The 24,221-nt window shown below is 61.7% G+C and carries 27 protein-coding genes; 8 read left to right on the top strand and 19 right to left on the bottom strand.

What is annotated here, in order from left to right; translation table 11 throughout:
* Positions 1-21 precede the first annotated feature (21 nt).
* Positions 22-243, top strand: coding sequence for a hypothetical protein (locus tag ACIX9_RS18565; RefSeq protein ID WP_013582037.1), 222 nt, complete (start codon positions 22-24; stop codon positions 241-243).
* The gene (locus ACIX9_RS18560; RefSeq protein ID WP_013582036.1) at positions 243-1,283 is read left to right on the top strand and encodes a Gfo/Idh/MocA family protein; all 1,041 of its coding nucleotides are present in this window, start codon (positions 243-245) and stop codon (positions 1,281-1,283) included. The genes ACIX9_RS18565 and ACIX9_RS18560 overlap by 1 nt, the downstream gene beginning before the upstream one ends.
* A 116-nt stretch (positions 1,284-1,399) precedes the next feature.
* On the opposite strand, the gene ACIX9_RS18555 is transcribed toward ACIX9_RS18560, so the two are convergent.
* The 3 genes from ACIX9_RS18555 to ACIX9_RS18545 form a co-directional block, all read right to left on the bottom strand.
* Complete coding sequence (locus ACIX9_RS18555) at positions 1,400-2,281, bottom strand: LolA family protein (protein ID WP_049789384.1); 882 nt, start codon at positions 2,279-2,281, stop codon at positions 1,400-1,402.
* Positions 2,282-2,530: 249 nt separating this feature from the next.
* Positions 2,531-3,514, bottom strand: a complete 984-nt coding sequence (gene mltG / locus ACIX9_RS18550; protein ID WP_013582034.1) for an endolytic transglycosylase MltG — start codon at positions 3,512-3,514, stop codon at positions 2,531-2,533.
* A gap of 133 nt (positions 3,515-3,647) precedes the next feature.
* Complete coding sequence (locus ACIX9_RS18545) at positions 3,648-4,478, bottom strand: hypothetical protein (RefSeq protein WP_013582033.1); 831 nt, start codon at positions 4,476-4,478, stop codon at positions 3,648-3,650.
* A gap of 252 nt (positions 4,479-4,730) precedes the next feature.
* Here ACIX9_RS18545 and ACIX9_RS18540 point away from each other — a divergent pair, with 252 nt between their 5' ends.
* From ACIX9_RS18540 to ACIX9_RS18515, 6 genes are all read left to right on the top strand, one after another.
* Positions 4,731-7,487: a TonB-dependent receptor gene (locus ACIX9_RS18540; protein ID WP_013582032.1), complete on the top strand. Its 2,757-nt coding sequence runs from the start codon at positions 4,731-4,733 to the stop codon at positions 7,485-7,487.
* A 98-nt stretch (positions 7,488-7,585) separates the two neighbouring features.
* The gene (locus tag ACIX9_RS18535) at positions 7,586-8,107 is read left to right on the top strand and encodes a GreA/GreB family elongation factor (RefSeq protein ID WP_013582031.1); all 522 of its coding nucleotides are present in this window, start codon (positions 7,586-7,588) and stop codon (positions 8,105-8,107) included.
* Positions 8,108-8,111: 4 nt separating this feature from the next.
* Positions 8,112-8,504 carry a VOC family protein gene (locus ACIX9_RS18530; RefSeq protein ID WP_013582030.1) on the top strand — a complete coding sequence of 131 codons (393 nt, stop codon included), beginning with the start codon at positions 8,112-8,114 and terminating at the stop codon, positions 8,502-8,504.
* Complete coding sequence (locus tag ACIX9_RS18525) at positions 8,501-9,067, top strand: hypothetical protein (protein WP_013582029.1); 567 nt, start codon at positions 8,501-8,503, stop codon at positions 9,065-9,067. The genes ACIX9_RS18530 and ACIX9_RS18525 overlap by 4 nt, the downstream gene beginning before the upstream one ends.
* Positions 9,068-9,071: 4 nt before the next feature.
* Positions 9,072-9,704 carry a CDP-alcohol phosphatidyltransferase family protein gene (locus ACIX9_RS18520; protein WP_013582028.1) on the top strand — a complete coding sequence of 211 codons (633 nt, stop codon included), beginning with the start codon at positions 9,072-9,074 and terminating at the stop codon, positions 9,702-9,704.
* Positions 9,705-9,714: 10 nt separating this feature from the next.
* Complete coding sequence (locus ACIX9_RS18515; protein WP_013582027.1) at positions 9,715-10,665, top strand: isoaspartyl peptidase/L-asparaginase; 951 nt, start codon at positions 9,715-9,717, stop codon at positions 10,663-10,665.
* Positions 10,666-10,772: 107 nt separating this feature from the next.
* Here the strand turns inward: ACIX9_RS18515 and murQ are convergent, their stop codons facing one another.
* From murQ to ACIX9_RS18435, 16 genes are all read right to left on the bottom strand, one after another.
* Positions 10,773-11,675 carry an N-acetylmuramic acid 6-phosphate etherase gene (gene murQ / locus ACIX9_RS18510; protein WP_013582026.1) on the bottom strand — a complete coding sequence of 301 codons (903 nt, stop codon included), beginning with the start codon at positions 11,673-11,675 and terminating at the stop codon, positions 10,773-10,775.
* The gene (gene folK / locus ACIX9_RS18505) at positions 11,676-12,149 is read right to left on the bottom strand and encodes a 2-amino-4-hydroxy-6-hydroxymethyldihydropteridine diphosphokinase (RefSeq protein WP_013582025.1); all 474 of its coding nucleotides are present in this window, start codon (positions 12,147-12,149) and stop codon (positions 11,676-11,678) included.
* A gap of 5 nt (positions 12,150-12,154) precedes the next feature.
* Positions 12,155-13,081 (bottom strand): UDP-3-O-acyl-N-acetylglucosamine deacetylase, encoded by a 927-nt coding sequence (lpxC, locus tag ACIX9_RS18500; RefSeq protein ID WP_013582024.1) that lies wholly within the window; start codon positions 13,079-13,081, stop codon positions 12,155-12,157.
* A 147-nt stretch (positions 13,082-13,228) separates the two neighbouring features.
* Positions 13,229-13,822 (bottom strand): Maf family protein, encoded by a 594-nt coding sequence (locus ACIX9_RS18495; RefSeq protein ID WP_013582023.1) that lies wholly within the window; start codon positions 13,820-13,822, stop codon positions 13,229-13,231.
* 37 nt (positions 13,823-13,859) lie between these two features.
* On the bottom strand, positions 13,860-14,753 hold the full coding sequence (locus ACIX9_RS18490; protein ID WP_013582022.1) for a D-hexose-6-phosphate mutarotase: 894 nt from the start codon (positions 14,751-14,753) through the stop codon (positions 13,860-13,862).
* A 50-nt stretch (positions 14,754-14,803) separates the two neighbouring features.
* Positions 14,804-15,466: an HAD family hydrolase gene (locus ACIX9_RS18485; protein WP_013582021.1), complete on the bottom strand. Its 663-nt coding sequence runs from the start codon at positions 15,464-15,466 to the stop codon at positions 14,804-14,806.
* A gap of 38 nt (positions 15,467-15,504) precedes the next feature.
* Positions 15,505-16,230, bottom strand: coding sequence for an endonuclease III domain-containing protein (locus tag ACIX9_RS18480; protein ID WP_013582020.1), 726 nt, complete (start codon positions 16,228-16,230; stop codon positions 15,505-15,507).
* Between the two features lie 22 nt (positions 16,231-16,252).
* Positions 16,253-17,272: a Holliday junction branch migration DNA helicase RuvB gene (ruvB, locus tag ACIX9_RS18475; protein WP_013582019.1), complete on the bottom strand. Its 1,020-nt coding sequence runs from the start codon at positions 17,270-17,272 to the stop codon at positions 16,253-16,255.
* Positions 17,269-17,616, bottom strand: coding sequence for a HepT-like ribonuclease domain-containing protein (locus ACIX9_RS18470; protein WP_013582018.1), 348 nt, complete (start codon positions 17,614-17,616; stop codon positions 17,269-17,271). Before ACIX9_RS18470 ends, ruvB begins: the two co-directional genes overlap by 4 nt.
* Positions 17,606-17,914, bottom strand: coding sequence for a nucleotidyltransferase family protein (locus tag ACIX9_RS18465; RefSeq protein ID WP_013582017.1), 309 nt, complete (start codon positions 17,912-17,914; stop codon positions 17,606-17,608). Before ACIX9_RS18465 ends, ACIX9_RS18470 begins: the two co-directional genes overlap by 11 nt.
* A 92-nt stretch (positions 17,915-18,006) precedes the next feature.
* Positions 18,007-18,282: a 50S ribosomal protein L27 gene (gene rpmA / locus ACIX9_RS18460; RefSeq protein ID WP_013582016.1), complete on the bottom strand. Its 276-nt coding sequence runs from the start codon at positions 18,280-18,282 to the stop codon at positions 18,007-18,009.
* Positions 18,283-18,366: 84 nt separating this feature from the next.
* Positions 18,367-18,828 (bottom strand): 50S ribosomal protein L21, encoded by a 462-nt coding sequence (gene rplU, locus ACIX9_RS18455; protein ID WP_332308614.1) that lies wholly within the window; start codon positions 18,826-18,828, stop codon positions 18,367-18,369.
* A 47-nt stretch (positions 18,829-18,875) separates the two neighbouring features.
* Positions 18,876-19,910: an NAD-dependent epimerase/dehydratase family protein gene (locus ACIX9_RS18450; protein ID WP_013582014.1), complete on the bottom strand. Its 1,035-nt coding sequence runs from the start codon at positions 19,908-19,910 to the stop codon at positions 18,876-18,878.
* Positions 19,907-21,277 (bottom strand): ArnT family glycosyltransferase, encoded by a 1,371-nt coding sequence (locus tag ACIX9_RS18445; RefSeq protein WP_232298752.1) that lies wholly within the window; start codon positions 21,275-21,277, stop codon positions 19,907-19,909. Before ACIX9_RS18445 ends, ACIX9_RS18450 begins: the two co-directional genes overlap by 4 nt.
* Positions 21,278-21,295: 18 nt before the next feature.
* A complete protein-coding gene (locus ACIX9_RS18440; RefSeq protein ID WP_013582012.1) occupies positions 21,296-22,849 on the bottom strand; it encodes a GMC family oxidoreductase in 1,554 nt (517 codons plus the stop codon).
* A complete protein-coding gene (locus tag ACIX9_RS18435; protein ID WP_013582011.1) occupies positions 22,846-24,192 on the bottom strand; it encodes an alpha/beta hydrolase in 1,347 nt (448 codons plus the stop codon). Before ACIX9_RS18435 ends, ACIX9_RS18440 begins: the two co-directional genes overlap by 4 nt.
* Between the last annotated feature and the right edge of the window lie 29 nt (positions 24,193-24,221).

Raw genomic sequence — 24,221 nt, 5'->3', positions numbered from 1 at the left:
CCTTTGAATTACCATCGAGGGATGGAACAGCCCGTGACCAACAGCTCCGCTCGCCGCACCGAAGACATCGCCCTCGACCTCCTCAAGTTCGTCGCCGCACAAGCCAACGTCGGCCTGAAGGGTTCGGCCTCCACCACCGGCTTCGCCGCCCCCAGCTCCGCCAAGCCTGAGGACCAGGTCAACAACCTGCTCGAGCTCTACGCGCGCTGCCGTGAGGCCGTCGAGAGCCCGTCCGAGAAGTAGTGGCCACGAATGTAGCCGTCGTCGGGGCCGGGGCCTTCGGCCGCAACCATCTCCGGGTCTACCGTGAGCTGGAGCTGGCCGGAGCATCCGTCCGACTAGCCGCAGTCGTGGATCAGGACCAGACGGTCCGCGACCAGACCGCTGCCACCTACAATATCCCCGCCTTCCCCTCTGTGGAGGAGATGCTCGCCTCAGGCATCAGCCTGCAGGCGGCGAGTGTGTGTGTGCCTACAATCCACCACGCTGCTGCTGCCGCGCCCTTGCTGGCGGCCGGGACGGACCTGCTGATCGAGAAGCCCATCGCGGCTACGCTCGAGGAGGCAGACCAGATCAATGTGCTGGCGGCGAAGCATCATCGGATCGTGCAGGTGGGGCACCTGGAGCGGTTCAACCCGGCGGTAGCCGCTGCCCGGGCGCACCTCAACCGGCCTATGTTCTTCGAGGCCCATCGGCTGAGTGTGTTTACGCCGCGCTCGCTGGACGTGGATGTGGTGCTGGACCTGATGATCCATGACCTGGATATCGTGCTCTCGCTGGTGCCTTCTGCTGTTCGGGAGGTTCGGGCTGTAGGATTGCCGGTGCTTTCGCGGACGGTCGATATCGCCAACGTGCGGATCGAGTTTGAGAATGGATGTATTGCCAACTTCACGGCGTCCCGGGTGTCCACCGAGAGGGTGCGCAAGCTGCGCTTCTTCCAGCCGCACCAGTATCTTTCGCTCGACTTCGCACGGCAGGATCTTTTGCTGATCGATGTGACCGCCGCTGCCGGTCTGACGGACGCGCAACTGGCGGCGATGATCGAGAAGCACTCCAAGCCGGAACTGCCGGGAGAGCCAAAGCATCCTACTGCGGGGATGAATATGAGCAAGATCCCGGTGGCACCCGGGGAGCCGCTCCGGCTGGAGCTGTCGGCGTTCCTGGAGGCGGTGCGGACGCGGGAGCTTCCACAGGTGGATGGGGTGGCAGGGCGGAAGGCTCTGGCGCTGGCGCTGGAGATCAATGCTGCGATCGCGGAGCACACGCTGCGGACGGGGTTGTAGGGGAAATCGACCCCTGCACCCCCACCCGGGTAAATCATGCAAAGTCTTCAATCGATTTGACTTAGGTCCGGACTTCCTGCTCCGGACCAATCATGACCCACCGGCGAAAACGGGCACTACATGGTCTTGACTTTGGCGCCTTCCGGGAACTGCAGGACGAACTGCTCGTCGTCCAGCTTCTGGTTCAGGGTGAGCTTGGTGATGTCGATCTTAAGCTTGAGTTCGTTGGTCGGCTGGGTGATCAGGATGCTCTGCGGGAAGGTTAGTTCCCCGAACTTCTGGTACTTGTCGTAGGTCACGGTCGTGACGATGCGGCCTTCGTGGTAGTAGTCCTGCTGGTAGGGCTGGAGCGTGATGCGGCCGAAGTGGATGACGCGCAGTTGCTCAAGAACATGATCCTTGGTCTGGCTCAGGATCGTAATGTCGTAGTCCGGCTCTTCGATGGAGTCCTTCTGGCCGGGACCGGGGGGCGTGATGCGCGAGCCGCGGGTGAGCGTCACGTACTGATCGGGGGTGGCGGTCGGGATCAGCAGCGCGTCACGAACGATGTACGGCCGTAGATTCTCCAGACCGTTCTTGGAGGAGTCCGTGAACTTGTCTTCGCCGATGACCGCCAACTGTTTGTAGGGGACGTTGAGCTTGAAATGTGTGCCGTCAGAGACCATGTCGAGTCCGGTGGAGCGTGCGAGCGGTACGAGCATCAGCACGCGGAGGTCGCCGGGACGCCGCAGAAAGATATAGCCGGAGAAGGTGGGGAGTTCCTTGACCTCACCTTCGTGCTCGCCGCCAGTGGAGGCGGTGATATCGACCTTGGCGTTCATGGTCTGGATGGAATCATCCTGCTTGGCGAGCTGGGTCAGCAACTGGTCCAGGGTGGCGTCCAGGACCTTGGTGACGACGACTGTGCGACCAACGGTGTGGGTGCGGATGGAGTAACAGCCGGTAAGGCCGAACAGCATCAGCGCGGGCAGCGCGGCGCGGCACAAGCCGGTGAACAACCCCGGGAGCAGCCCTGCTGGCCCCCTCTGCTTCGAACTCTGTAACTGCCTCATTCCAGGTCTACTACTCGCAATCCCGCATCTGTTGTCACCCGTAAGACGTTCATCGGCGGGCGTTCGTGCTCAATGAGCCGAAAGCCAGCGCCGTCGAGACGCGGATGTACCGTGCGTTTCAATCGTACCGTGTTGGATGTCTGGCGGGGCTAAACGGTTCTTGGTGAACCAGACAGAGCAAGTCCTGCAAGACGATCATTGGGGGTGGGCTGCCTTTTCGGCCAGCCGGTAGGCCTGCACGCGCTCGTTGTGCTCCTTGAGGGTCCGGGAGAAGAGGCTGTGGCCTTGCGCGTCGGCGACGAAGTAGAGGAAATCAGTCTTTGCCGGCTGTAAGGCGGCTTTGAAGGCAGCGACTCCAGGGTTGGCGATTGGTCCGGGCGGCAGGCCGGCGTGCCGGTAGGTGTTGTAGGGGGAGTCTGAGGCCAAGTCGGACTGGTAGATGGTTCCGCGCCAGCGGCCGTCGAGCAGCGCGGCGTAGGCGACGGTGGGGTCAGTGGCGAGGGGCATGCCCTGGGCGAGGCGATTGACGAAGACTCCGGCGACCAGGGGCCGCTCAGAGTCCACACGGACCTCCTTTTCGATCAGGCTGGCCATTGTCACGGTTCGTGCGGTATCCGGACCGGGGGCCAGCCCGAGGCCGGCGGTGACCTGGCGGAAGCGCTTCACCATGGTGGCGACCATCTGATCAGGGGTGGTGTGGCGGGAGAAGCGGTAGGTATCGGGGAAGAGGTAGCCCTCAAGCGAGGCGGCCTGGGGGCTGAGATCGCGGATCAGGCCGGTGTCGCGGCGCTCCGCGGCCAGAAACGCGTCAGCTTCAGCGAGCTTTGCGCCCTGGATGGTCTGGGCGATATCGAAGATGTTGTAGCCCTCCGGGATGGTGACCTGGATGGTATAGACGTCGCCTTTGGCGATGCGGGCGTAGATCTCGTTGAGGGGGGCGGGGTGGTCGAAGCGGTACTCGCCTGCCTTGAGGCGACCGCCTCTGAGGGCTCGCAAAGCCTCAAAGGCAAATGCGGAGCGGATGACACCGCCGCGTTTGAGCCGCGCGGCCATGCCTTGGGTGCCGGTTCCGGAGGGGATATCGACGAAGGTCTCCGTATGCGGGCCGAAGGGGACGAGAAAGACGAAGGCAGCGGCTCCGACCAGGATAAGCAGGAATAGAAGTCGAACCAACCTCATGCGCAGAAACCCTCTGAGAGATTCTACGGCTTGCCTGCGCTTGCCCATGGGGATGACGCGGGACGCTTTTCAACGTCCCCGGAGAGACGACTTCAGGGAACTTTGCCCGGCATAAGGCTCGCGGGACCGCAGTCTAGGGATTCTGGGCGCGGGAACGGCGTTCGGGGTATGGGTCGGGTCTGAGGGCTACGGAGACGGTGCAACGGTCAACCTTGTCCGAGCCCGGGCGCTGAAGGAGCAGCTCAAGCTTTTGGCCGGGCCTGGTCCACCGCCCCTGGTAGTAGTTATCGAGCTGGGAGCTGGTGACGAAGCCACGGGAGCAATCGAACCGGTAGTCGGCTCCCTGGAGGACGGAGCCGGGCTGTGGATCGACGAGATTGGCGATGCCCCAGCCGTGATCGCCGAAGGAGTCTTCCTGCCGCTGGCCGTCAAGGACGTGAAACTGAATGAGATGGTCGGTCGAGGGGCCTTCATAGGCGAAGCCGGGGTCAAGCCACGGGGTTCGCAGGCTGGAGGAGACGCCATGGCTGAAGTGGGCGTCGTTAGCCGTGGTGAAGGGACGTGCTTCCATGGCGAGATTGAGGGTGCAGGTGCGGGTGAAGCTGGCACCTGCCTCAGTGGTCAGGATCTCCAACTGGTAGGGAGACTTCTTCCAACGTGCCTGGTAGGTGTCGGCGGGATCGGCGTTGGGCGTGAAGGGAACGCCGCACTCAAAGGCGAAATCAAAGCCCTGGAGGTTGGCGGCATCCAGCAGATTGCCTGTTCCGTAGCCGTGATTGCGTGATCCGAGACCTCCCCAACGAACGTTGAAGAGATGGACCCGGAGCGGGAAGGCAGCATCCGGCGCGGTCACGGGAACATCCGGCAGCAGTTTTTCAGGGTGATATACGGTACGCCGGACGCCATATTGAGCGTGCGCCATGGACGCGATGAGGAAGGAAAGAGCAAGCAGAGAGTGCTTCATGGGAGTCCTCGCAGGGACAGCTTAGTCGCGGGCGGGCGGGCCGCCGATGTAAAGACGGATAAAAATGCGGGATCGTTTCAAACCTTGCCGCGTGTTAGCAGTTTGCACGGACCGCATTCTGCCTGGCGGTCAAACGGTTAACCTAAGGGATTCCCGTGAAATGCTGCAAACCTTTCCACAGATATGCGGGAACCGGGCGCGTCTATCTTGCGTACCCCCAGACGCAGCGTAAGAACTCCCGGAGACTCAAGAATGCATCGCTTTTTCGTCGCGGCCGCGTGGCCCGCTTTTGTGGTTCCCTTCGTCTCAGCGGCAGCCGTCTCGCCGCTCCAGGCGCAGCAGCCACAGTCCGCCTGCACTGGCCGTGCTTTGACCGGTACGGTCCAGGACAGCACCGCCGCCGTGATTCCCGGGGCTACGATCCAGATCGACGGTAAGGCCGGGCTTAGCAAGATCAGCGGCAGCGATGGCCGTTTCAGCTTCCCCTGCGTTGCCGCCGGTCCTCATCACATCACCACCAATGCGCCCGGCTTCGCCGCCGCAGAGCAGGATCTGCCTGCACGCGCTTCCGCCGACCTCCATATCACCCTGATCCCGGCGGATTCGGTCGCCATCAATGTCAACGCGGACGAAGCGACGATCGACCCTGTTCCGGGAGGCCTCAACGGCACCACCTTGACCGGGACCCAGCTCAACACGCTTGCCGACGACCCGGACGATCTGCAGCGCCAGCTCCAGCAGCTCGCCGCATCCGGCGGTGGGCCGCCCTCCGGCACTGTTCTTTCCGTTGACGGCTTCCAGGACGACAGTCCCCTGCCACCCAAATCCTCAATCGCCCGCATCGAGGTAAATCCGGACCTCTTCTCGGCTGAAAACCGCCAGCCGCCGTTTGAAGGCGGCCACATTGAGATCTACACCAAGCCCGGCGCAAAAAATTATCACGGCACGCTCTTCACCACCAATTCCTCCTCGTGGATGAACGCGCACAATCCGTTCTCGGACGCGCCGGCCGCCATCGGCAAGCAGCGTTATGGCTTCACGTTGAACGGCCCGGTTCGGAAGGAAGGCTCCAACTTCTCGCTGGCGCTTGAGCATCGCTCCATTGACGAATTTTCCGTCATCAACGCCGTGACCCTGGACGACTCCGGCAACCAGGTCTCCACGGTAGCCAACGTGCCTGTGCCCCAGCGTCTCTGGGTTGGCAGCGCACGCGTCGACCTCCAACTGGGCCCGAAGAATATTGCCTTCGCCAGCTTCTCCACCAAGGTCGATCACCTCTCGAACGTCGGCGTCGGCGGTTCAACGCTGCTGGAGAGTGGCTACGACTCCCAGACCTACGATCACATCCTGCGTTTCAGCGATACGACCACTTTTTCGCCCAACCTGCTGCACGAAGGGCGTGTGAGCATCGATTTCCGAGGCGAAGACGACGTCCCAACCTCGACGGGGCCGCAGCTTGAGGTGGCCGGGGCGTTTACCGGCGGCGGCGCGAACATCGGCCAGCAGCGCATTCACCAGATTCGTACGGAGTGGGATGACGACTTCATCTATACCCACGGCAAACACTCGCTGAAAGCCGGGCTGCAGCTCTTCGACTACGTCGAGCGCCAGACCCTCAGCACCAACTTCAATGGGACGTACATCTTCGGCGGGGGCACCGCTCCGGTACTCAACGGCAACACCGCCACCACGGCCACGGAGACGATCACCGGCCTGGAGCAGTACCGTCGGGCCAAGCTGAATCTGCCCGGTGGAACCCCTACGCAGTATTCTTCGGTAGCCGGCAACCCGCAGGTCAACCTCAATGAGTTCTATCCTGTGATTTTTGTGCAGGACGATATCAAGCTCCGCCCCAACCTGACGCTTTCCGCAGGCCTTCGCTACTTCTATGCCAACCTGCCCTTCCAGGCCAACGGCTTTACCCCACGCCTGGGCGTCTCCTGGGCCCCCGGTTCCAGCAAAACCCTCACCCTCAACGCGCATCTTGGTCTCTTTGCCGGGCATAGCCCCAACGGTCTGGCTTTCACGCAGGCTGAATTGATGCGGGAGGACGGCGTCGCTCGTGTCACCTCGCTGGTCTATAACCCGGTTTACGGTGCTCCGGCTACGAACGGCAGCTCGGTGATCCATGCGGTCCGCACTCTGGCTCCCAACTACGGCACTAATCAGAACATGATGGCGCAGATCGGCGGGGATAAGACTCTGCCCTTCGGCTTCACGTTCAGCGCGAATCTCATCTACATCCGCGGTTGGCACCAGGAGCGCACGCTTAACGTGAATAGCCCGCTGAATGGCTCGCCTACAGGCCCACGGCCCGGCGCGCTCAATCTGAACGTGCTTCAGCTTCAAAGCTCAGCTGATACTGCGGGCGACATCGAGTTCGTCGGTGTCGGCAACCAGAAGCTGAAGCGGGTGCAGTTTTTTGTCGGTGCGGTGCGGATTCATATCAAATCCGATACGGACGATAACGCCTTCTTCTCCCCGCAAAGCTCCGCCACCAACGCCGGCGAGTACGCCATTGAGAGCGGTAACTCGCTCTGGCAGAACTTCGCCAATGTCACTGTCAACCTGCCGCGGAACGTGAGCCTGTCCATTAACTACTACGGGAATGGGAACTCGCCGTTCAACATCACGACAGGGTTCGACAACAACGGGGACGGCAACTTCAACGACCGGCCGCAGTTCGCGCGGCCCGGACAGGCTGGTGCCATTGCTACCCCCTTCGGGAATCTCGTAGCCACGGGAGGCACGGGTGTTCTAGCCCGTAACCGCGCCAGTTTGCCCTGGAGCATCCACGCCGACGCCAATATTCAGCGGACCTTTACGCTTACGAGCAACTCCAAGGCGGACCACCAGCAGACGATCACGGCTAATATCCGGTCGTCAAACTTCCTCAACCACACCAACGTGACCTCGGAGGGCGGCGTGCTGGGCTCGCCGCAGTTCCTGGTTCCGTTCGCGGCCGATAACAGCCGGCGCGTCGAAGGGGGTCTCCGCTACAGCTTCTGAGCAAGCTTTGTGCCGGACCGGCCTGGATACGGTTCTTTGTTGCGGGACGTATAATTTAAGTTCCGCACCAGTAATTCGCAGTTGTAGAAGAAGGCCGCATGCCAGAGCACATCAAAGCCAAGTTAGCCGAAGAGATCAAGGCGCTTGAGTACGAACTGACCACCGAACTTCCCGCCGAGATTAAGAAAGCCGTCGCGCTGGGCGATCTCAGCGAAAACGCCGAGTACCACATGGCCAAGCAGCGCCAAGTGTTCGTGAACGCGCGCCTGGGCCAGTTGAAGAAGCGCATGGGCGAGCTCGCCATGGTCAACCTGGCGAATATTCCGCATGACAAGACGGGCTTTGGGTCTCGCATTACCGTGTTCGATTCGACCAAGGATGAAGAGATCGTCTATCAGCTTGTAACGAGCGAAGAGTCGGATGTATCGAAGGGGCTGATCTCGACGACGTCGCCCATCGGCCGTGCGCTGCTGAATAAAGAGGTGGGCGATACGGTGACCGTCGTGACGCCGAACGGCAAGCGCGAGCTCGAGGTTTTGAAGCTGGCGACCATTCACGATATTGCGCTTGAGCTCGCAGCTGTGCATGAAACCGCCGCTGCCGGCACAACCAAGGAGTAGGCGCGTGCTTGCCCAGGCCTCTGTTGTTGGCTTCATCCCGGTTCACGACTTCGATCTTGCCGAAGGCTTTTATGCCGGCAAGCTGGGGCTGACTGTGGCCTCTCGCGATCCGTTTGCGCTGGTGCTGACGGCTGCCGGGGATGTCATGATCCGCTGCGTGCTGACTCCGGAGTTCAAGCCACAACCGTATACGGTTTTTGGCTGGGAGGTCTTGGATATTACGGTGTCCGCGAAGGCTCTGAATGCGGCTGGCGTTGAGACGCTGCGTTACCCGTGGTTTGAGCAGGATGCAGATGGCGTATGGACGGCTCCGGGTGGTGCGGCTCGCGTGGCGTGGTTCAACGATCCCTTCGGCAATGTTCTTTCGCTCTCGCAGCACAAGGCGGCGACCGCTTGAAGATCTTCCTGGCCCTTGCGCTCGCATGCTCCGCCTCGCTGCAGGCACAGTCCATTCCTGAGGAGGCGCCGATTGCTCCTGCGGTCACTGCGTTTGAAGCGGCGCTGGTCGGGCGCTGGTCCGGCGTGCTGGAGTATCGCGATTATCAGACCAATGGCCGCACCAAGCTGCCGACGTGGTCTTCGATCAGCCTCAGCCATACGGGTCTGACGTGGCAGTACACCTACGACGACGGGCCGAACAAGCAGGTCGTCGAAAACCTGGCCGTCACGGTGACTCCGGCTTCGTATAAGGTCGTCAATACGGACAAGCCCGCGGATGCGACGACCTCAAGCGTGGCCGGCCTGGATGCCCTGAAGAACGGCCGCGGAACCTTGGTGCTGACCGGAACGATCCAGGAGAATAATCACCCCGTCGAGGCGCGCACGACGCTGACGCTGCGGCGTAATCTGCTGGAGATCGTCAAGGAGACGCGTGCGGCTGGCGAAGAGTTCAAGTTTCGAGATGGCTACACGCTGACGCGTCTCACCCCGCTCTACGAAGCACCACCGGCAGCACACTGACACTATGACCTGGACAAGTCAATTCGGCAAAGGCAGCGGCTGGCTGCTGCAGAAGATCGTCAACGGTCTTGCCATCTCCAAGATCTCCCCCAACGTGCTGACGTTCATCGGGTTGATCATCAACATCGTGGCTGCGTTGTTCTTCGGCTTTGCGCGTGGCGATCATGCGGTGCGGTACTTCTTTTATGCCGGTCTGATCATCATCGGCGCGGGCGTCTTTGACATGGTGGATGGGCGGGTAGCTCGCCAGACCAACCAGGTATCGGTGTTTGGCGCGTTCTTCGATTCGGTGATCGATCGTTACTCGGACGTGTGCATCTTCTTTGGGTTGCTGGTCTTTTATGCGCGCGGCAACCGGTTGTTTTACGTGGGGCTGGTGGCGTTCGTGATGACGGCGTCGCTGATGGTCAGCTACACACGCGCGCGGGCAGAGGCGCTGATCGGGTCCTGCAAGGTGGGCTTCATGGAGCGGCCGGAGCGGATTGTGTGCGTGATCCTGGGGGCGCTGTGTAATCGTTGGGGTGTGATGGCTCCGGCGCTGTGGGTGCTGGCGCTGTTTTCAACGATCACGGTCATTCACCGCATCCGCTACACCTACAACGAAACCGAGCGCCGCAAGCGCCTGAACCTGGCGTGAAGAAGGCCTGATGCCTGAAAAACTTCCTATCCTCCTGATTCACGGCGGTGCCTGGGCCATGCCGGATGCCGAGATCGATGCCCATGAAAACGGTATCCGCAATGCCCTTGCGGCGGGGTATGCGCTACTGGAGCGTGGTGCTTCGGCGGTGGATGCGGTAGAGGCTGCCGTCGTCGTCATGGAGGACGATGAGACCTTCGACGCGGGGCGTGGATCGTTCCTGACTCGCGATGGGCGCGTGCAGCTCGACGCGCTGCTGATGAATGGTGCCGACCTCCGAACGGGTGGTGTGGCCTGCGTGGAGCGGCTGCGGAATCCCATCCGGGCGGCACGCCTGGTGCTGGAGGAATCGCCGCATGTCTACTTCGTCGGCACCGGCGCGGAACGATTTGCGATGCAGCACGGTATGAGCCTATGCGACAACATGGACCTGGTCATTCCGCGCGAGCAGAAGAGGCTCTATGCGGCGCAGGAGGCGGAGCTCGCGGGGCTGAAGGATACGACGTTTTCGGGCGGGTCGCCGGAGGCTACGATTCCTGATCCTCTGCTCTCGCACGATACGGTGGGTGCGGTGGCTTTGGACATCCACGGCAATCTGGCGGCCGCCACCAGCACCGGCGGCACGTTGAACAAGGCTCCGGGGCGTGTGGGCGATTCGTCGCTCATCGGCTGTGGCTGCTATGCGGACAATCTTTCGGCGGCTGTCTCGCTGACGGGATGGGGTGAGCCCATTATGAAGCTCGTGCTGGGCAAGTGGGCCGTCGACCGCGTGCAGGCCGGAGCAACTCCGCAGCAGGCTGCCACGGATGCGATTGCGTATCTGCACACACGGCTTGGCGGCCACGGTGGCGTGATCCTGCTGGGGCCGGATGGGTCGCTGGGCATCGCGCACAATACACCGCGCATGGCGTGGGGACTGGCGACTCCGGCGGGACACTCGCTTGGGGTTACACGCAACTGACGAGAGTCACGAAGGCGTAACGCGGATAAGAAAGATAAGACGGACCAGAACGGATAGGACACATACGTTTTGATTCGTACTTGTCACTTCTGTCCGCGTTATGCCTTTCACTTCAAAGCTTCTGCGAGCCTGCCTTTGTGGGCGGAAAGCCGTTCCTGCGCGGCCTCGCGCGAGATACCGAGCTTGCCCATTACGATGGCGATCTTCACGCTGCTGCCTGCCTCCAACAACTCCGCCGCGCGCTCCTTCTCGAAGCCTGTGGCTGCTGCGATGATGCGCACGCCGCGATCGACCAGCTTGGCGTTTGAGGTTTGCACGTTCACCATCAGGTTGCCGTAAATCATGCCGCCCCGCACCATGACGCCGGTGGAGATCATGTTCAGGACCAGCTTGGTCGCGGTGCCGGCCTTCATGCGGGTGGAGCCCGTCAAGACCTCCGGTCCGGTGGCCACTTCGACAGCCATTTCGGCCACATGACCCATGGGCGATCCACCCTCCAGCCCGCCCGCACAGGTCAATGCGACGGTCAAGCAGCCGGCATCGTTCGCTGCCGCCAGCGCGCCGAGGACGTAGGGCGTCCGCCCGCTGGCCGCGATGCCGAGAACTGTATCGTTGGGGGTCGGATCGAAGGTGAGCAGATCGCGTGCACCCTCCTCAGGCTTATCCTCGCTGCTTTCAGAGGAGCGGCGCAGCGCTGAGTCGCCACCGGCGATGAGGCCGACGAAGAGGCCGGGCTCGACCGAAAAGGTCGGCGGACATTCGCTCGCATCGAGCACACCCAGGCGTCCGCTGGTTCCTGCGCCGAGGTAGAAGAGCCGGCCACCGCGCTCGAACCGCGCCGCGATCGCATCGACGATCTCGGCTACGCCTGGCAGCACGGCCCGGACGGCAGCCGCAACGGTCGCATCTTCATCATTGATCACCGTCAGCATGTCCAGGGTGGAGAGTTCGTCGAGATGCTCGGAACGGGGGTTACGCGTTTCGGTCGGCAGCGTTGCGAGATTCATCATCTAGCTATTCTCAAGCCGCGAGAGCATCTCTACAACCGTAAGCCCCAGGATCGGATGCTTCCAGTGTGGTGCGATCCCGGCCAGCGGCTCCAGTACGAAGGCTCGTTCGTGCATCGCCGGATGCGGCAGCGTCAGCTCTGCCGACTGGACGACCAGATCGCCCACAAACAGGAGGTCCAGGTCGATCACGCGCGGGCCTTTGGCGGGTACGCCTTCGCGCTGCCTGCCCATGCCAAGTTCGATACCGAGTAGGGTCCGCATCAGTTCCGCAGGAGACAAGTCTGTTTCAAGGAGCACAGCGCCGTTCAGGAAGCGCGGTTGATCCGTGTAGCCCACCGGCTCCGTATCGTAGAACGCTGAGACTGCCGTCACCTTGCCAACCGCACCCAGACGTTCTACTGCGATATGCAGGGTCGCCTCACGGCCGCCAAAGGTTGAAGAGAGATTCGAGCCCAGCGCGATGGCGGCAATCACAGGGCTTACGCGTGCGCTGGAGAGAGTACCAGCAGGCCCAGCGAGCTTTCAGGCTCCGGCTCGGTGATCTCGTCGAAGCCATGCGCAAGGACCCACGCGGAGCGATCGCGCATCAACTTCTGCACCAGCGCCGTATGCATCGCGTGGCCTGCACGCTCGGCGACGACCTTGCCCTGGATGCGACGACCGGCAAGAGCGAGATCGCCGATCAGGTCCAGCACCTTGTGGCGTACGAACTCGTCGCTAAAGCGCAGCGGGCCGTTCTGCACGCCATGCTTGTTCAGAATGATCGCGCACGCGTCCGATGCGCCGCGGATCAGGCCCATGTTGCGCAGCATGGCTTCGTCTTCCATGAAGCCGAAGGTTCGGGCGGGAGCAATGAGGTTGGCATAGTCGCCGATGGCGAGGTCGCCGCGGAACGTCTCGCAGCCGATGGGCGCGGGAAAGTCGATCGAGTAGTCAATCTGGTAGCCCTCACCGGGATAGACGCCGATGAACTTCGAGCCGTCACGGACCTCGACGTCTTTGAGTATCTTCAGGTACTCGCGGCGGCGGCGCTGGGTCTTGAGGCCGACAGACTGGAAGGCCTGAACGTAAGGCAGCGCGCTTCCGTCCAGGATGGGGACTTCAAGGTTATCCACTTCCACGATCACGTTATCGACGCCGAAGCCGATGAGAGCGGAGAGGAGATGTTCGGTGGTCTGGATCAGGACCGACTGGCGCATGAGGGAGGTCGCATAGCTGACCTTGGCGACGTTGCGGCCGGTGGCAGGAATTTCGAAGTTGTCCAGATCGCTGCGGCGGAAGACGATGCCGGAGCCCGCAGGCGCTGGAATCAACCGCATCGACACCTCTGCGCCGCTGTGGAGACCCACTCCGTTGAAGCAAATCTCGGATTGAATGGTCTGCTCAGAGTGAGCGGGGCCTTGCACGGTTGGGTATCTCTCCTGCAGACGGAAGATTACAGCCGTGCAAACAGGATTTTGTGTGGAAAATTAGACACACGTAACCATGCAGGTGTTAACCTGCGTGGTTCAACCCAATTTTCGCAGTTATCCTTTTATAGTGAACGACTTACGCTACTCCTCTGGAACCTGCACTTGATCCAGAAGATGCACCACACGCGCAATCGGCAGGCCAACGACGTTGAAGTAGTCGCCTTCGATGCGGGGAATCCAGCGTGCGGCATAGCCCTGGATGGCGTAGGCTCCGGCCTTATCCATAGGTTCCCCGGTGGCGACGTAGCTCGCAATCTCCTGCTCGCTCATGAGGTCGAAGGTGACCTGCGTGATCACTACGTCGGCGATGGTGCGACTTTTGACCTCTGGGCCGAAGAACACGGCCGCCACCCCCGTCATGACGGCGTGGGTTCGCCCGGAGAGCAGTGCGAGCATCCTGCGGGCATCCATGATGTCGGTGGGCTTGCCCAGAATCTGTCCGTCTGCAACCACGCAGGTATCGGCTGCGAGGACGACGTAGCTTTCCGTTTCCTTGTCGCGGTGAAGACCGCAGACCGCCTGCGCCTTCTCGACCGCCAGCCGCTGCACGTAAGCCGCGGCGGCTTCGCCTTCAAGCGGGGTCTCATTGATGTTGGCGACCTCGACGGTGAAGTCGAAGCCGGCCTGCTTCAGCAGTTCGTGGCGGCGGGGAGAGGCAGAGGCAAGAATCAGCATGGGGTCGTTCAACTTTCGGGTTTTGTTGCGAGGCCGATCAGGCTTTGCCGAGCGTGATCTCAGCCTGCATGGTGTGAGCGTCGTTGGGTGCCAGCGTGATCGCGTCCTCGCCGGTGTTGGCGGTTTCAACGCAGACGAAGCCGGGCCACGCGTCCGGCCGCAGATCCTTCAGGGTCACCGAGCCTTCGGTCCATGGGTTCCAGACGACTGTTGTGGCGGAGTTCGATTTATTGATGGTGATGGTCCGTGGGCCGTCGCCGATCGTTGTGGACGAGACGTTCTCCGGGAAGACCCGGTCGGTCTGGCCGCTTAGGATCAACGCTTCGGGGGGGGTCTCCTTCTCCTTCAGGCCGTCGGTCTTATCCACGAATAATGCTGATTCCAGCCCTGCGATCGTCGTCCTGCGCACCTCGCCGATGGAGAAGTAGGTATGCAGCGCCTCTTCATACTTCAGCATGCCTTCGCCGTAGTTGGCGACGGTCAGGCGCAAGGTAAGCTTTTTGCCCAGAACCATCTCGTACGCGACGCGGAAGCCGTCAAAGCCGAGCGAGCGGCTAAGCGCGGTGGGGCCGAGCGTGAGGGTTAGGTGAACGTTCTCGCCTGAAAGCGCGGCGAAGGCGACCTCCCACGGCTGGATGCGCGCGAAGCCGTGCGATGGGCCGGGCTTGCCACCGGCACGCGGGCCAAACCAGGGGAAGCAGACGGGTATGCCGCCGCGGATGGCCTTATCGGGAGCAAAGTCAGAGCGATCCGAGAGAAAGAGCACAGGCTGCGCGCCGGTCGGCTGCCAGTGGGTGAGGTGCGCGCCGTGCAGGTAGACAGTAGCGGTGCAGGCAGGCGTTTTGACCTGCAGGCGGGTGAGGCCGTTGTGATCCTCAAAGGTCAGGACGCCGGAGAGTCCAAAGTGGTCGTTCAGCTCGGTCAGGTTCATTGCTCTCCTGTTCAGTTCTCAAGTCTACTCACTCACCAGGCTTGGATGCCTCAGCGGACTAATGCGCTCTGGTCAAAGCACTCCAGCAATGCGGCCACGTCCTTGTAGACCTCAACGCAGCCGGCTGCCAGTAGATCTTCCCTCGACCAGCCCCCGGTCTCCACGCCGATGGTCCAGATACCGGCCTTGCCCGCAGCCTCCGCGTCGTAGGGCGTATCGCCCAGCGCTAGGACTTCCTTCGGCTTCAGCTTCAACCGCTTCAGCGTGGCTTGAAAGATGTCCGGATGCGGCTTGGCGCGGTCAGCGTCATCTGCGGAACTCTCCTCTTCGATCAGGTCTTCCATGTGGGCGATCTTTTTGTAAACCAGCAGATCCTCTTTGCTGGCGGAGGATGCAAGCGAAAGCCGGATGCCTGCATCTTTCAGGCGCAGCAGGAACTCATGCACCTTCGGCAGCGGTTCAACCTTGGAGAGATAGTCCTGCTGGAAGATGAACTTCCGGTAGGCTTCCAGCGGCTCCTGCACATGCTTCCGCTTCCACCACGGCACGAAGACCGGCACGAGCTCCTCACCACCCTTGCCAATCTGCCGCCGGACCTCTTCAAGCTCTACCTGAATGCCCATCTCGGCGAGCGCGACCTGCCAGGCCTCGGCGTGAAGCCAGTTGCTTTGCACCAAGGTGCCGTCGATATCGCAAAGGAGTGCATTGATCATCCGCCGTATGATGCAGGGCGATGGAGCGCCGTATCCCGCTAACTGGCGATGTCTGAAGGATTTGCTTTGGTCTGCTTTTGCCCCTCTGGACACATATCCAGGAGAGGACATCTTCTGCAATGCGGCTCAGCGAAGGTGCAAAGTTCCTGGCCGTGCTTCTTGATGAGCGAGTGATGGTCGTCGAGCTTGATGGCGTCCCAGTCTGCTGGGATCTTGCGCATCAGCCGCTCCTCTGTGATCGCTGCATCTGCCCGAGGAGTGAGACCGAGGCGCTGCGTCACGCGCAGATGATGCGAGTCCACGCAGAGGGCTCTTCTGCGAAGCGTAGAAAAGTTCACGACCGCCGCAGAGGTCTTTGCCCCCACGCCTTCAAACTGCTCAAGCCAGGAGCGGATCTTGTTGGTCCTGTATTTTGCCAGAAACTCCAGGGACAGCTCGCCGCAGCGCGCTGTAATCTCCATCAGATCTTTCTTGAGCCAAAGGGCCTTGACCTCTGGAAACGTGATGATCTGGAGGGTCTGCTCAATCTCCGCGACCGCCGCGTCACGCAGATTTTCCCAGGTGCCGAAGCGTGCGCGCAGGTCACGCATGACTTGGTGGGATTGCTCGGTCTTGGTGCGGGAAGACAGAAGCGAGTAAATGAACTGATCCAGGGGATTCCAGACGTCCCGGGGCGGCGGCTGACCGTAGTGCGCCAGCAATCGGCGATCGATCTCGATGATGCGCGGGTCGGGCGGAACGGGGAAGAGTGTTTCGGGTTCCATCTCTTCAATTTTAGAGCACGAGCTAACTGAACAGGCTCATCTTGCGCGGCATCTCCAGCCCCAGGTGCTCGTAGGCCAGACGTGTTGCCACACGGCCACGCGGCGTGCGATCCAGGAAGCCGATCTGGATCAGGAACGGCTCGTAGACCTCTTCCAGTGCGTCCTGTTCCTCAGCCAGAGCTGCGGCGAGCGTGTTGAGGCCGACTGGGCCGCCATCGTATTTTTCGATGATCGTCCGCAGGAGTCGACGGTCGAGCTCGTCGAAGCCGTGCGCATCCACCTCAAGCATCTCAAGCGCCGCGTTTGCGGTCTCGCGGTCGATCACGCCGGCCGCTCGCACCTGCGCGTAGTCCCGGACGCGCCGTAGCAGTCGGTTGGCGATACGCGGTGTTCCACGGGAGCGCATCGCGATCTCCGCCGCGCCGTCGCGGTCGATCGGAACGCCCAGGACCTCGGCCGAGCGCTCGACGATGAAACGAAGTTCGTCGTCCGTGTAGAACTCCAGCCGCAGCAGGATGCCGAAGCGAGCGCGCATCGGAGAGCTGAGCAGGCCTGGCCTTGTGGTCGCGGCGACGAAGGTGAAGGGCTTGATGTCCAACACGAACGTCCGCGCAGCAGGGCCTGAGCCGATCATGATGTCCAGCGAGTAGTCCTCGAGGGCGGTGTAGAGCTTCTCCTGCAGGACAGGCTGCAGACGATGGACTTCGTCGAGGAACAGGACCTGCTTGTCCTTGATATTGGAGAGGATGGCGGTGAGGTCGCCTTGGATCATCAGCGCCGGCCCTGAGGTCTGCTGGAAGCCCACGCCCATCTCGTTGGCGATGATGGTGGCGAGCGTCGTCTTGCCCAGTCCCGGCGGCCCGAAAAGCAGGACGTGATCGAGGGCTTCGCCGCGCGATTTGGCCGCTTCGAGCGCAATGGCGAGCTGTTCCTTGGCCTTCGACTGACCGATGAACTCGGCGAGGCGGGTGGGCCGGAGCTTCAGTTCAAAAAGACTATCTTCATCGAGCGGTGCCGCGCTGACGATACGGTCGTCGCTCATAGATTCATCTCCCCGATCAGGTTCTGCATCTCGTCCATAAGTTCAGGTAGATCACGCTTCGTCAAGGAATAGACCAGCACGTCATTGACCGAGAAGTAGCCGTGTATGACACGATTCCGGAAATCGACAATATCGCGATCCATCTTAATTTTTCCCTGAAGTTCGGGATAGTGATCCAACGCTTGATTGATCGCCTCGCCGATGATGGAGAACTTTCGCTCGACTGCAGCCCGGACCAGGCTGCTCTCCCTGTAGTCGTCCAAAGACATATCGCCCAAGTAGGTCAAGATATCGCGGCCCGAATCGATGACATCATTTAAATATGCCCTCAACTCACGCGGCATAGAGGTAAACCTTATCGCATTCAATTGACTTGCGAAGGTAAGGGTTGCGGATGGAAGGATCTGTCAGCATATCGACACGGCGTCCGAAGAGCCGATCGAACGATCTGAGAAGAGAGAAGTAGTTGGGGGCGTACTCAAGGTCACTGAGAGGCCCGAACTCTACAAGTAGGTCGACATCGCTGCGTGCGGGGTCAAAGTCGTCGCGGGCAGCAGAGCCAAACACAGCGAGACTGCGCACGTGGTGCTGACGGCAGAGTTCGGCGATCTGCTCCTGGTTTTCTGTGATGATTGTCTGCACGCGGTATCCTCCCTGTGGGCAAAGTATATCGTGTGGCGGAACAGAAAAGCCCTGCCGGGTGGCAGGGCTTTTCTTGTACTCGAAAGTGAAGCTTACGCAGGGATCGACATGATCTCGGCAGCATCGATCGAGACGAAGCGGCCCTTCTGGCCACGGTCCTGGAAGCGGACCACGCCGGAGACCTTGGCGAACAAGGTGTCATCCTTACCGCGACCGACGTTGAGACCCGGCTTGAGCGGTGTTCCGCGCTGCCGAACCAGGATGGAGCCGCCGGAGACGACTTCCCCCCCGAACTTCTTCACGCCGAGGCGTTGTGCATTTGAATCGCGCCCGTTTTTGGACGATCCCAAACCTTTTTTATGTGCCATTTCTGTTCCTCATGCGACTCCCGGGACTCAGCCTCGGGGCGCGTTATGCGGATTGGACCGCAGTGAAGTCGATTGGAGCCGGGACTAAGCCTTGAAGCTCTTGCCGCCGACCAGAACCTCGTTGATCTTCACCTCGGTGAAGCTCTGACGATGACCCTGCATGCGCTTGTACTGCTTCTTGCGCTTGAACTTGAAGACCAGGATCTTCTCGCCGCGGCCTTCGCCCACAACGGTTCCGGTGACCTTGGCGCCTTCGAGCGACTGCTCGAAGCTGCCTGCATCGCCACTGACGGCGAGGACTTCGCCGAACTCGACCGCGCCATTCTCATGAGCGACCTTCTCAATCTTCAACACGTCGCCTGGGGCAACGCGGTACTGCTTCCCGCCTGTGCGGATCACTGCATACATGATGGAACCCTCATACGCGGTGGCGGATCCCGAAATCTCAACAAGACTACCCGGATGCCCGCTTCCCAGCGCGTTCTTCTGTTGCTGGATGGGTGTTGCTCGGAAGGCAGAAACTGGAATAAGACGCAGTTCCGCCAAACTTAAGAAGTGTACCTTGCGCCACGGCCTGGGTCAACCAGAAATGGCTATGAGATCCACTTCAGCAGCCGGATCACGCCCATGGCAGCCGGTTTGGAGTGCGCGGAGACGTCCTTGCGGGCGTGAATCTCCTTGCGGCTGGCGGCGTAGTACCGGAAGGCTTCCACCATCATCTCGTTGTTGGTCAGGGTGGGGGCCCAGCCGAGGCGCTCGCGGATGCGGCGGGTGTCGAAGATGAAATCCTCCGCGATCATGCGATAGTGGTACGGGCCGAGCGGCGAGACCCCGAGCTTATGGGCGAGCTTCATCGCCAGCAGCGTCGGGGCCTTGGGCATCTGGGCGACGCGGGCTTTCGTTGCGGCGACGTCGATGACGGCCTGGTAGACCTGGCGTAGGCTGGTCACATGGTCGGACCCGATGTGGAAGAGGTCCGAGCCCTCATAACCCAACGTCAGGATGCAGGCCGCTGCGAGGTCCTGAGCGTAGATGAACTGGTAGCGGTTGCCGCCGTCGCCGACCACCCAGACTCGCTTCCCGTCCTGGATGAACTCGAACAGGATGGCGAGCAGGCCGAGGCGGCCGCCGTCGATGATCGTCGGGCAGCGGATGGTGACGATCTGAAGGTCGGGGAACTCCGCCAGAGCCTCCTCGGCAGCGAGCTTGGAGCGGCCGTAGAGCTCGACCGGCGCGGGAATCTCATCCTCTGCGACCTCGTGGCCCAGGTTGCTGGCCCACAGGCAGTTGGAGCTGATATTGACCATCTTGGATACGCCGGCTGCGCGGCAGGCCTCGGCGATATTGCGTGTGCCGTCGACGTTGGAGGTCCAGAGCTCGTCGTCGGAGATGGTGTCGTGCGCCAGCATGGCCGCGCAGTGGAAGGCGGAAAGGAACTGGTTTTCGGCGAAGATGCGCTGCAGCAGGGGCTTATCGCGGATATCGCCGCGAATGCTGGTCAGGTTGGCGTGATGATCGGGGTCCTGCACCAGATCGATATTGACGACGGCAAAGCCTTCCGCCAGAAGGCGGCGTTTGAGTACTCCGCCAAAGAACCCGGAGCCTCCGGTAACAAGAACCTGTTTCATGCGTGTGCCTCGGCGAGCCTGCGGCGCTTTTCTGACGGCAGCTCAGCGGATTGAAAGAGATAGACGGCCAGGACCGTGATGATCGGTTCCAGGGGGTGGCGGAAGCGCGCCTGCACCGTGATGAAGTAATAAATAAGCGGAAAAAGCGCAAAGGCCCAGAAGAACAGCCAAGCGCCGGGCACGCGGCGATGCAGCGCGAGCGCGAGGCCGAGCAGGCCGGCCAGACTCAGGAAGGCGTAGTTCGCTTCGCGCGTGGCCTCGATGAAGACGCTCTTCTCTACGGGATGCGGAACGCTGACCCAGAAGAAGAAGACTCGTAATGCGGCGTGTCTTGCGAATGTCCTGGGATCGCGGCGGATGATCTCCTTGGCGCGCTCGCCCTGCGCCTTGCTGAAGGCCACTTCGCCCATATGTTCATAGCGTTGAAACTCTGGGTCAGCCTCCGCAAGCGATAAGGTGCCACCCCAGGGAAATCCATCGTTTGTCTGAAGTACGGATTGATAAAGCTCTGCGCCCAGATTGGCGCGCATGGGAATGAAGGCGTGGAAGGTGTACCAGTTACGCGCGACCCAGGGCGCGAGCATCGCCAGGCAGCAGACGGCGGCAAGAACGGCGTTGCGCAACGCTCGCAATACGTGGCGCGGGAGGCCTGTGAGCTCGGGCCAGACCATCCACAGCCCGCAGGCTGGGAGAAAGGTCAGCAGGGAGCTGTTCGATAGGGCGATCACGCCCCACAGAACACCGAACAGCAGCCAGCGACGGGCACTTTGAGGATTTGTTTCAGTTGGATCGCCCACGGCCCTGACCCGCAGGGCAAGCACGAGTACCCAGGAAAACAGGAGCGCGGTGAGCGCCATATCCCAGACCCAATGCACGGCGTACTGCATGGCCGCCGGATACAGAGCCCAGAGCCAGCCTGACCACAACGCGACCTTCAGCCCCTTGGCATCGCGGCCAAAGCAGCGCCATGCGATCTCATAGACCGCGCAGCCGGTGGCCGCGGAGAAGATGCTGTTGATGGTGAGGATGACCCACGCCGACTTGAGCGTATAGACGCCAAATACCTTGAAGACGCCGGCCAGCAGCAGCGGATAGAGCGGGGGCGTCCAGGCGGTGGGACCGGAGTGACCGTTGAATGGATTGGCAAAGCCGTATCCCGTAGCCAGCGAACGGGCGATGCGGCCCATCTCCCAGCCAAACTGGAAGTGGTCAAGAATGAGGCGAATCTTGTATGTGTGGGCCAGCGTGATGTAGGCGACGCGCAACGCGAGACCAACCCAGAAGAGTCGGCTGGGCAGCCGCAAGGGATCGTCCTCCGCCCGCATCCAGCGCAAGACGGCCTGCATACGAGTTTGAGTCGACGGCATCGTCCTTGATGATACCGGTTAGGTGCGCGTCAAGCTAAGGAACTGCCGTGCCGAACGCAACGCCAGCGCCATGATCGTCATCGCCGGATTCGCCGCCAGCGCCGCCGGGAAGGTGGAGTTATCGCTGATCCAGAGGTTCGGAATATCGTGACTCCGCCCATACGCGTCCACCACGTTATCTTTCGGGTCGTCGCCCATACGGCAGGTGCCGATGGTGTGGGCCGAGCGCTCGAAGGTCCAAATATCGGTCGCGCCTGCAGCCTCCCACGCCGAGGTCATCAGCTTCGCTCCATGCTCACTCATGCGTTTTTCGTTTTCGCCGTAGCTGAAGTGGATGAGCGGCTTGGGCATGCCGATGCCGTCGCGCTGATCCGCCTCGTCTGAAAGCTCAAGGTAGTTGCCGTTATACGGCAGGCAGTCGCCGTTAATCCCAATCCCTGCAATGTGGTTGTACTGGTCCAGGTAGTCCACCAGCGCCTGACCCCAAAGCCCACGCCCTCGCGCAACCTGCTTCGCAAAGGTCACCGGCACCACGCCCAGAGGCTGCACCAGGTAGCCGCCCACAAAGTCCGCGTCCGCAGGCCGCATCATCTCCTCTGAGATTAGCGACGCAGGGAAGCCCTTGTTCATCCGCATCTCCGGCGCAAACGTACCCCAGGCCTGCGTCGCGACGTGCGCCATGAAGTTCCGTCCCACCTGCCCGGAGGAGTTCGCAAGTCCCGTGTGCAGCAGCAACCGAGGCGTCTCCACCGCACCCGCGCAGAGGAACACAGCCTTGCATCGTTGCCTATGGTCTTCACTCTTCGTGCGATAGACCACCGCCGAGACCTCTCCTTTGGCATCGAGCTCAATCTGATGCACAAAGCTGTCCGGCCTGATCTCCACTCCCGCAGCGAGAGCGCGCGGCAACCAGGTCACGTCCATGCTGCCCTTGGCCCCATTGAATACGCACCCTTGGTGACAAAATCCACACCCCACACAAGGCTGCCGCTCCGCATACCCCGGCTGCGTGTACTTCGCTGAGACAGCAGCGATGGGCGCCTCAGCCGTCCTGATCCCAAGCGCGGCGAACCCCTTCTGCATCGCCAGCGCCGGCGCATTCAACGCGATGGGCCCCAACGGAAACTGCCTGCTCTCATTCCACGGATAAGGCGTCGGCCCGGAGACCCCCATGAAGCGATCGAGCTCCTCATAGATCGGCTTCAGCTCCGCATAGTCCAGCGGAAAATCCACGCCCAGCCCGGAGTCCGTCTTCAGCTTCAGGTCCCGCTCATCCGCACGCGGAGCATACGCACCCCAGTGCAGCATGGAGCCGCCCACGCCCGTCCCGCTGTTGTTGCCCCCGAAGGCTGTCGGCGTCTCACCTGCGCTGATGCGTTCGTCCAGCCAGTAGAGCTCGGACATCTGCACCTCGTCGGCTGCGAAATCCTTTGCCGGGTCCCACCAGCGCCCGGCCTCCAGCGCAACCACCGAAAGCCCCGCCTCAGCCAGCGTCGCCATCACGGGTGCGCCGCCCGCGCCAGTACCGATCACCACTACATCCACCACATCGTTCGTGCTGAAGCTCTTCACGCTTTCACTAACTCCTTCGGCTCCCACGCCTCGACATCGCCAATCCCAATCGCCACAAATCCCTTGTTCTGCGTGTTCGCGCCACCTACACCGATGCCGCTGTGGCCGATACGCGCGAGCGTCGCTGGGTGCGAGATGTAAGCGGTCGTAGCATCGCCGCGAACCTCCTCAAACCAGCACGCCTCTGCGCTTCCTTTCTTCTCCTCAAGCGCCCTCAAAGCAGCATCCTGATCCTCATCACTCATCTCGTCGAAGCCACGCGCTCTCAAGGAGTCCAACCCATCCCGATACGCCTTCGCATCCTCCGGCAGTACGGCATAACGCCAGCCATCGCCCTTGCCCTTGGCCAGCGAGGCCGCCACATATCCAGCCAGGTCGATTCCCTCACCCTTCTGCGGGACGATCCGTGCGAGCATCGCACGCAGCGTCACCATCTGCTCGGGCGTCAGCATATCCGTCGGCTCCGGTCCAGCCATGCGAGCCTCCAGCACCGCCCGCGTTCTAGGCGAAACCCGCTCCGAGGCGATGAACTCCAGGTACTCCGCAGGAACCGGCACCCGTCCCAGCTCTGCCACAAACGCCCGCATCATCTCCGCCAGCTCCGTGGGCCGTTCAAGCGGCACCAGGTGGGAACAGCCTTCGACCACCTTCAGCTCCGCCCTGGAGAAATGCCGCAACGTGAACTTGCGCTGAGAGTCCTCGCCCAGCGACGCATCCTTCTCCCCAGCAACGACCAGCGCGGGCAGGTCCAGCACGCCGACGCGCTCTCCCCAGTCCTCCCGGCTGCCGCTCTCCAGCCACGCCACCCAGGCGGCGCGGTTCATCTTCAACACCTCGTCCACCGTGCGCGCCAGCACCGCGGGAGGGATGTCCCGCTCCTCGTTGCGGCCGATGTAGACCTTAGCTCGCGCCTCATCACCGTCCTTTGCAGCGCCCAGCGACTCCAGCATCCCGGCACGTTTGTCGTCTGTCATCGGCTCCGGGCTGGGCGGAGACGGAGCCACCAGAATCAGGCCCGCGAGCCTGCCGTGCGCTGTCTCCGCAGCCCGTCGCGCCAGTACAGCAGAGACCTTTCCGCTCATGCTGTGCCCCACCAGCACGTACCGCCCCAGCTCCAGCCGCGCGATCAGTTCCTCCACAGCATCCGCCATCTCCGCAACCGAGTAGCCGGGCTCACCCGCAGCCTCGCCAAACCCCGGCAGGTCCACCGCCACCGTCCGGAAGCCGTCTCCCAATAGACCCACAACCTCATCCCACTCCCGCGTGCTGCCGCCCAGAAAGTGCATGAGCACCAGTGCCACATCGCCGGGCGTGCCGGTCCCTTTTATCTTCGCTTTCAGCATGTACCTCTCCAGACGTGTCCCGTTGCATG

The sequence above is a fragment of the Granulicella tundricola MP5ACTX9 genome (assembly GCF_000178975.2).
GTDB lineage: Bacteria > Acidobacteriota > Terriglobia > Terriglobales > Acidobacteriaceae > Edaphobacter > Edaphobacter tundricola.
This window is presented reverse-complemented; position numbering and strand designations above follow the sequence as displayed.